An 8,226-nucleotide genomic window follows, 5' to 3' on the forward strand; every position below is an offset into this window, starting at 1 on the left:
TTCGGTCCCGGGCATCGCCGCCATCGCCGCCGTCGCCGACGGATAGGGATCGATCACCACCAGCAGGTCCAGCTTGTCCATCGCGCGCTTCATCTCCAGGCCGCGCGACTGCGAGTTGGGCGCGTGGCCCCAGTAGACGACACCGCGCAGGTTCGGATCCTGGTCGATGTTCTCGTTCTTCTCCAGCACGCCGTCGATCCAGCGCGAGACGGTGATGCCCGGCTTCGTCATCAGCGCGGTGCTGGCGAAGCGGCCCTTGATCCAGTCGTAGTCGACATCCCACGCCCGCGCGAAGTGGCGCCAGGAGCCCTCCGAGATGCCGTAGTAGCCGGGCAGCGAATCGGGGTTGGCGCCGATGTCGGTGGCGCCCTGCACGTTGTCGTGGCCGCGGAAGATGTTGGCACCGCCGCCGGACACGCCCACGTTGCCCAGCGCCAGTTGCACCAGGCAGGAAGCCCGCACCATCGCGTTGCCGATCGAGTGCTGCGTCTGGCCCATGCACCACACCAGCGTGGAGGGCCGGTTCTTGGCCATCATCTCGGCGGCCTTGAAGATGTCGGCCTCCGGTACGCCGGACGCCTCGAACACCTTGTCGGGCGTCCACTTGGCCAGCACGTCCTCGCGCACCTTGTCCATGCCGAAGACGCGGTCGTTGATGTACTTCCTGTCCTCCCAGCCGTTCTTGAAGATGTGGTACAGGATGCCGAACAGCACCGGAATGTCGGTGCCGGAGCGGAAGCGGATGTAGTGGTCCGCCTTGGCCGCCGTGCGCGTGAAGCGCGGGTCGCACACGATCATCTTGGTGCCGTTCTCCTTGGCGTGCAGCATGTGCAGCATGGAGACGGGGTGCGCTTCGGCGGCGTTGGAGCCGATGTACAGCGCGCACTTGCTGTTCTGCATGTCGTTGAACGAGTTCGTCATCGCGCCGTAGCCCCAGGTGTTGGCGACGCCGGAGACGGTGGTGGAATGGCAGATGCGCGCCTGGTGGTCGCAGTTGTTGCTGCCCCAGAGGCTGACGAACTTGCGCATCAGGTACGACTGCTCGTTCGAGTGCTTGGACGAGCCGATCCAGTACAAGGCATCGGGCCCGCTTTCCTTGCGCAGCTCCAGCATCCGGGCGCTGATCTCGGACAGCGCCTGGTCCCAGGAGATGCGCTGGTGCTTGCCGTCCACCAGCCTCATCGGATAGCGCAAGCGGAATTCGCCGTGGCCGTGCTCGCGCACCGCGGCGCCCTTGGCGCAGTGCGCGCCGAGGTTGATGGGCGAATCGAACACCGGCTCCTGGCGCACCCAGACGCCGTTCTCCACCACGGCATCGACCGCGCAGCCGACGGCGCAGTGGGTGCAGACGGTGCGCCGCACTTCGACCTTGCCGTCGCCGATGGCCGGCGCGGCGTCCTTCGCCTTCACCTTCTTCACCAGCGCCAGGTTCGAAGCCGCGATGCCCACGCCCACGCCCAGCCCGGAGCGGCGCAGGAAGGCGCGGCGGTCGATGGTGGGCGGCGCGCCCGCCAGGCCGCGCTGCAGGCTGCGAACCAGCGGCGATCGGTTCGCGTCCAGGGTCACTCCACTCTTGCGGGTCAGCAACATGGCAACTCCTCGTTCGATCGGGTCGGATCAGAGTGCGCGAGGGCAACTCAGGCGGCCCAATCTAGGGTTGACTGCGCGGGTAGCCAAACGCGGGGTGACGTGCCGATGGGGAAGCGAGATCCGTACCACGCCGCGCCGCACGGGACGACTTGGCTTGGTGCCGTCGTGGTTGCGAGTGCGCTGCGCCTGGGCGGCGAATCTCCCCAGGTGCAACTGGGCCGACAACCTGTCGCAACAGCCGCGACAAGCTGACGCGCACCTCGGCCCGTGAAGCACAGGTCTGCACGACTGCAGTCCAGCTTCTCGCTTCCTGCAGGGGCTTCAAATCGTCGGGCAGGCGTGTGAAGATGCGCCGATCCCTACTTCCTTTTGCGTATGACGCACGCGCCGTCGTCGGACAGCATCGGTGACCCCGCTGGCGCCGACGCGGTCGCACTCGCACTGGCGCTGCCACAGCGGCAGAAAGTGGTGCTGGTCATGGATCTGGTCGAGTCGGTTCGGCTGATGGCCGCCAATGAAGCTGCGGTCATAGGGCACTGGCGCAGGTTCATACACCATGCCACCACCGACGTGCTTCCCCGACGCCAAGGCCGACTGGTCAAGAGTCTTGGCGACGGCTTCATTGCCGTGTTCGACTCCGGTCACCAGGCTGTCGCTGCCGCACTCGAACTGCAGCGCCATTTCGTTCCCGTCAATGCCGGCTTGCCCGAGGAGCAGAGGCTGTATCTGCGGGGTGGGCTGAATGCGACCCGGGTGTTCGTCGACGAGTTCGACATCTACGGCAGCGGGGTCAACCTGGCCGCGAGAGTCGCCAGCCTGGCGGGGCCCGGCGAGGTCATGGTGACCTCCGAGGTCCGGGACGAGCTCGTGGAAGGTATCGACGGTCACATCGAGGACATGGGAGAGTGCTATCTGAAGCATGTCGCCCACCCGGTGCGGGCCTATCGCGTCGGCGACAAAGGCCCCAAGCCCGTTCTGGCGTCCACGGCCGACTACCTCGATCCGCTGCATCCGACCGTGGCGGTCATTCCGTTCGAATCCCGCAGCCACGACGCCGATGCGGTGGCCATCGGTGACCTGATCGCGGACGGTGTCATTGCGCACCTCGGCGCCAGCGCCACGCTGCGGATCGTCTCGCGCCTGTCCTCGGCGTCTTTCTCGGGCCGGGGTGCCCCGCCGCAACTGATCCGGGAGAAGCTCGGAGCGGCGTATGTGCTGGTTGGCAGCTATGTCGCGAGTGGTACTGCGGAGTCGGCGCCGGTCCTGATCCACGGTGCGCTGTTGCACAGCGGCACGGGCGAGGTGATCTGGGTGGACCGTTTCTCCGTCCGCAGCGCGGATCTCTGTGCTGTCGAGAGCGAAGCATGCATGCGTCTGGCTGCAGGCGTGCTTTCCGCGATCCTCGAACGCGAGGCCGTCGCCGCAGCGCGCCAGCCGCTGCCCACGCTGGCCAGCTACTCGCTTCTCCTGAGCGGCATACGGCTGATGCACCGCTCCACCACGGCGGACATGGCATTGAGCCGCAAGGTGCTGGAGCATCTCGCGGAGCGCCATCCGAGGCATGCGGAGCCTTATGCATGGCTCGCCAAGTCCTTCGTGATCAACGCCGTCTCGCGTTCGACGGACTGGCAGGCCGACGCGGAGCGCGCGCGCGACATCTCGCACCATGCGCTGGAGCGCTTCCCGGACAACGTGCTGGCGCTGGCCGTGCAGGCGCATGTCCTGACCCACCTGGAAGGAAAGCCGGAGCTCGCGGCGGAGAAACTGGACGCGGCCCTGCAGGTCAATCGCAACGAACCCATGGCATGGCTCTTCAAGAGCGTGCTGTCAGCGATGTGGGGCGACCCCGAGGCCGCGGTGGAGGAAGCCGTCCGCGCGCACGCGCTCTCGCCGGCCGACCCGCTCGCCTACTACTTCAAGATGATCCATGCGGCCGCCTGCACCTCGGAGCAGGACTTTGCCGCGGGGACGGCGCTGGCGCGCGAGTCGCTTCGCTTGAACCGGAATCACACGCCAACCTGGCGCGTCCTCATCACCAATCAGGTCTTCAGCGGCGACCTCGAGGGCGCCACGGCTTCGGCGCACGAGATGCTGCGGCTCGACCCGTCGTTCTCGATGCGCGCCTATCAGGCGTCGACCACCGCCATGAGCAGGACGCGAAAACAGTTCATCGCCGCCGCGATGGAAGTGCCGGTTCTGAAATCGGCTTCATGAGGAGAAAGTCATGGCAAATCCCTTGATCCGGGCCGGGCTCGCAGTGGGCATCAGGAAGCTTGCGCCATTCAGTGGCGGCTACAGCGGCGGCTACAGCGGGGGCTACAGCGGCGGCTATAGCGGGGGCTACAGCGGCGGTTATGGGACGACGCCCGACTCGGATAGCGACCTGCTCTGGAGCGAGGCGCTGACGACGACCCGCAATTCCATCAGCCGGCCGCTCGCGCCCGCTCTCGAGGGCATGCGCCGATGGCAGCCGGGCGGGGAAGATGCCCAGAAAATGGCGCGCTGGGACGCGTGGGTGCAGACGCAAATCGTCCTGCCGGAGCTGACGCAACCCTTCACCTTTGTCTGTGCCCCAGACTGCGTCACGGCGAGGCTGGGCAGCGTGGAGGCGTTGGCGATGCGGATCCCCTCGCTGGAGGACTTCCGGAGGCAGGTCAAGGACGTCGCCAGCGTTGGCGTCGAGCGGCAGGACAGGGCGAAGGAGATCGTGCTGCAGGCTACGAGCACGAATCCGTTCTGGAGTGCGATTCTTCCGATCGGGCAACGGACTCCCGCGACGCAGTCCTTGCTCATGGCGACACAGAGATTCGCCGTGGCCGTGCACATGCGCTTCAAGCACGAATTCGCTGCCTGGCGGCCCTCCGAGATGTCCTCCCAGGTGCAGCCGATGATCCCGGTGCCGCGCCATGGCTCGTACCCGATGGGACACGCCTGCGAGGCGTACCTGGGCGCCGTCGTGTTGTCGCATCTGGTCCGCGCGCCCGCTACGGGACCCCGGAGCAGTGAAGAGGCCGCGCCTGCGGCGGATTACTACGCCGCAGTGCAAGATCAGCTTCTGAGACTCGCCCAGCGCATCTCCGAAAACCGCGTCATTGCCGGCGTCCACTTCCCCTATGACCTCGATGCGGGCAGAGCGCTCGGAGAATGGTTGGGCGATTATTTCCTCCTGCGCTGCGAGGGCGTCACTTCCGTCGATGTGCATCGGCGCGAGTTCGATCCGGCATCGCAGACCCCGTTCGATGCTGACGGGGCTTTCCAGGCCGGTACCGGCGGGGAGCGAACCGTCGCTTTTTCCGAGCACCGGTCCTTGTGTGCGCTGTACGAGGCCGCAAGGAGCGAGTGGCAGGGCTTCTACCCTCCCGCCAGCAAGCAGGCGAGCGCCGAAGAGCCGGCGGAATGAACCATGGCCCGCCCGGACCCGTACCTGCTGCACGCGCGGCACACGGCCTTCATCGACTACGTTCCGCGCTACGAGCAGCACTCGCTGCTGGACTTCCTGCTCGAAGTCACTGAGAGCGGCGCGCAAACCTTACGCGCCTGGGTCGAGGAAGGCCTGGCGCTCGTGAATCTCGCTCACCTCGACGCCGGGTCGCGGTTCGTCACGGCGCGAATGCCGCTCGGCGCGCTCGCGCAACTGGAGTCGGATGGCGGCTTGTACGCGAGCGAGCTGGCCGAAAGCCTTCGCCACCAGAGGACCGCCTGGCCGAAGCAGGAGTTCGCCGACAAGTTCAACGGCACGCGCCCGCCGCCCGGCCAGAACGCCTCGGGCACGCTCGTGGGCATCATCGACGACGGCTGCCCTTTCGCCCACCGTGAGTTCCGCAGCGGCACCTCGGGTGGAACGCGCATCGCGGCGCTGTGGGACATGGATCCAAACCCGCAGATCTCGTTGGGCCATGCGCCGCCGGCAAGGTTCTTCCGCGGGCGGGAGGTTTCTCGCGCGCTGCTCGATGGATGCATCGCCGCGCACACCAGCAGCAGCGGGGTGGTGGATGAGCGCGCATGCTACCGGTCCGCGAACTACTCTGCCGTCGAGGCCGACGTCACGCACGGCAGCCACCTGCTGGGGCTGCTCGCTGGCACGAGTTACTCCAGACCGCGCGGCATGTCGGATCCTGCCGCGCTGGCGGACATCGCGTTCATGCAGCTCCCCCGGCGCGAATCCGAGGCGCCTGCCGCGGGCTCGCTGCATGCCTGCATCCTGGACGCCCTGCGTTACCTGCGCACGTTCGCCGAGGGGCGCGGTTACCAGCGCTGCGTCGTGGTCTGTTCCTGGGGCAGCCAGCTCGGCCCTCACGACGGTAGTTCGCTGTTCGAGCGAGCGCTGGATGCCTTCCTGAATGAAGGCGGCATTCCCTTCGAATTCGTCTTCGCCGCCGGCAACGGCTACGACGCCGCCATCCATGCGCAGCTGCGCCCAAACTCCGGCAAGCCGGCGTCGATAGGCTGGGTCCTGCCGTATGGCAACGAGGCCCCGAGCTTCGCGGAACTCTGGATGGATGCCCAGGCGGGGCCAGTGAGGATCACGGTGGGTGGTGGCGGGGCGAGCGCACCGGTGACCGGGGAGAACTCGGTGGCCGAAGTGCAGCCATGGCTCACCGTCGTGAGAACCGGGCCTTGCGTGAGCCTCAGGGCGGCGCCCACCAGCGCGCAAACAGGCATTCCCGTGGCGCGCCCGGGGCTCGTCACCATCACCGCAACTTCGGACGCGCCGGCGACGCTCGAGGGTTATCTGTGCTGGGGCGGAAGAAACCTGGGCTATGCGCGAGAAACGAAGCCGTCGCGCTGGCAGGCCTTGGCCGGCGACGACGATGTCCAGATCACGGGTGCCGGAAGCCTGCTGGGAGACGCCTGTGGCGCCAGCGGCAAGCTGTACGTGATCGGAGGTTTCGTGGGCGCCAGCGATCCGCAGCAGTACCGGCGCGCCGCCTATTCGGCTGCAGGCCCCACGCGCGGGGGCGGGCGAAGCGGCCCGAGCTTCCTCGCGTTGAGCGATTCCGATGCGGCCCACCGGGGCGTGCCGGGGCCGGGAACACGCAGCGGAATCGTCACCAGGGTCTGGGGCACCAGCGTCGCCGCGCCGCAGGGCGCGCGGGCGATCGTCAATAGGGAAACCTTGCCCGCGGGCGGCACCAACCCGGCCAGCGACGGGGGCGGTTTCCTGCCACCGTGATCGCGGCCCACCGGCCCGAAGTGCATGAAAAAAGGGGAGGCTGTGCACAGCCTCCCCAACCCACTTGACAGGAGCGGCTGCCTGGCAGCCACTCATCTTCGACGGAGCGTCAGTCGCTCACGCCAAAGCCGGATCCCGTCCTGAACGTCGGGACGCCCACCGACGGCGCGTAGCCCACACCTTCCCACGAAGGCAGCGGCGTCGGCATCACCATGAACTGGCCGGGCTTCTCCACGTCCCACCGCAACAGCATGGAGGTGTCCTCGTGCTGCGTGTTGTGGCAGTGCTCGACGTAGGTGCCGGCGAACTCGCGGAACTTGATGGCGAATTCCACCGTGGACGTGCTCTCGTCCTCGCCCCCGATGCGGTAGATGTCCTTGCGGGCCCACTTCTCCCACTCGGGGGGTTGCTCGCCGCCGCGCTTGAGGATGATGCCTTCCTCGAAGTGCACGTGCACCGGATGGCTCCAGCCGCCGCCCGTCTTCACCTCCCAGACTTCGACGGTGCCGTCGCCGCTGAAGCCGGCTTCGGTCGGGCCGGTGGCGAGCTGCGGCGCAGCGTGGATGCGGCGCGGATCGGCCAGGTACTCGCCGCCGCCATCGGTCTTGATGGTCCACGGGTTGTCATCCGTGCCGGACGAGCGGCCGAACACGAACTCGCGGCGGCGCGCGTTCTCCAGTGCCTGCATGGCGCTGGGGTTGCTGCGATCCAGCCACAGCGGCACCATCTTCTTGCCCGCGGGCTTGCCGGATCTCGCCGGCTCGTACTCCGCCGGGTTCATGCTCAGGTCGGTGCCGCTGTACGCCCGCACCACCATCTCCAGCACCTTGCCGACGGCCGGGTCGCCATCGCGCCAGCGATGGTCCTGCCCGTCCTTGCGCTCGATGGTGGCCTTGTAGTCCTCCTCCAGCACCTCTTCCAGCGGAATGTTCTCCTTCACGCCGATGCCGGTGTCGTGCTCCAGGATGTTCACCAGGTACAGCTTGGTGCCGACGGCGAACTTGGAGAAGTCGACGATGATGTCGTAGCGCTCGGCGATCGCCTGCATCGGCAGGACGCCGTTGTGCTCCGCCTTGTTGCCGTTGCGGTCCAGGTCCATCGTGCCGTCGAAGGGCACGGCGTGCTCCATGATGTTGCCGTCGTTGGCGATCATGTGGAAGGGCACGCGCTTGTACGACTTGTTGGACTTCTTCGGGCCTTTCATGGGGCAGGTCTTTTCGCCCGAGCATTCGGCCACCAGCGCCAGCGTGAAGTAGCGCGACACCGAGCCATTGAGGATGCGGAAGCGGTACTTGCGCGCCCGCACGTCCATGGTCGGCGCCCACTGCCAGTTGACCGTCATGCGGTCGCCGATGAAGCCGTCGCTGTTGAAGGGGTTGAACCAGAGCTGGCCGCTGCGGTCCCAGGCCTTGTCGGCGATCAACAGGTTCACGTCGTAGTCGCGGTTGCCCCAGGGCAGCGCG

The 8,226-nt window shown here is 67.1% G+C and carries 5 protein-coding genes; 3 read left to right on the plus strand and 2 right to left on the minus strand.

Annotated features, from left to right (window positions below; translation table 11 throughout):
• Nucleotides 1-1,590 (minus strand): molybdopterin-dependent oxidoreductase (locus VFM98_RS11820; RefSeq protein WP_325110117.1); only part of this gene is annotated, 1,590 nt, incomplete at its 3' end.
• Nucleotides 1,591-1,965: 375 nt separating this feature from the next.
• Between VFM98_RS11820 and VFM98_RS11825 the strand changes: the two genes are divergently transcribed.
• From VFM98_RS11825 to VFM98_RS11835, 3 genes are read left to right on the plus strand one after another with little or no spacing between them, the layout of a single operon-like run.
• The gene (locus tag VFM98_RS11825) at nucleotides 1,966-3,804 is read left to right on the plus strand and encodes an adenylate/guanylate cyclase domain-containing protein (protein WP_325110118.1); all 1,839 of its coding nucleotides are present in this window, start codon (nucleotides 1,966-1,968) and stop codon (nucleotides 3,802-3,804) included.
• Nucleotides 3,805-3,814: 10 nt separating this feature from the next.
• On the plus strand, nucleotides 3,815-4,990 hold the full coding sequence (locus tag VFM98_RS11830) for a hypothetical protein (protein ID WP_325110119.1): 1,176 nt from the start codon (nucleotides 3,815-3,817) through the stop codon (nucleotides 4,988-4,990).
• A 3-nt stretch (nucleotides 4,991-4,993) separates the two neighbouring features.
• Nucleotides 4,994-6,763: a S8 family serine peptidase gene (locus VFM98_RS11835; protein ID WP_325110120.1), complete on the plus strand. Its 1,770-nt coding sequence runs from the start codon at nucleotides 4,994-4,996 to the stop codon at nucleotides 6,761-6,763.
• Nucleotides 6,764-6,872: 109 nt separating this feature from the next.
• Here the strand turns inward: VFM98_RS11835 and VFM98_RS11840 are convergent.
• Nucleotides 6,873-8,226: multicopper oxidase domain-containing protein (locus VFM98_RS11840; RefSeq protein ID WP_325110121.1), on the minus strand; the 1,354-nt coding region annotated here is incomplete at its 5' end.

Origin of the sequence: Ramlibacter sp. (assembly GCF_035706265.1) — a bacterium.
In the GTDB taxonomy this organism is placed as follows: domain Bacteria; phylum Pseudomonadota; class Gammaproteobacteria; order Burkholderiales; family Burkholderiaceae_C; genus Ramlibacter.

Bases quoted from the DNA above. Each gene is read 5' to 3' on its own strand.
- VFM98_RS11830 (WP_325110119.1), top strand. From the start codon at position 3,815: ATGGCAAATCCCTTGATCCGGGCCGGGCTCGCAGTGGGCATCAGGAAG.
- VFM98_RS11825 (WP_325110118.1), top strand. From the start codon at position 1,966: ATGACGCACGCGCCGTCGTCGGACAGCATCGGTGACCCCGCTGGCGCC.
- VFM98_RS11835 (WP_325110120.1), top strand. From the start codon at position 4,994: ATGGCCCGCCCGGACCCGTACCTGCTGCACGCGCGGCACACGGCCTTC.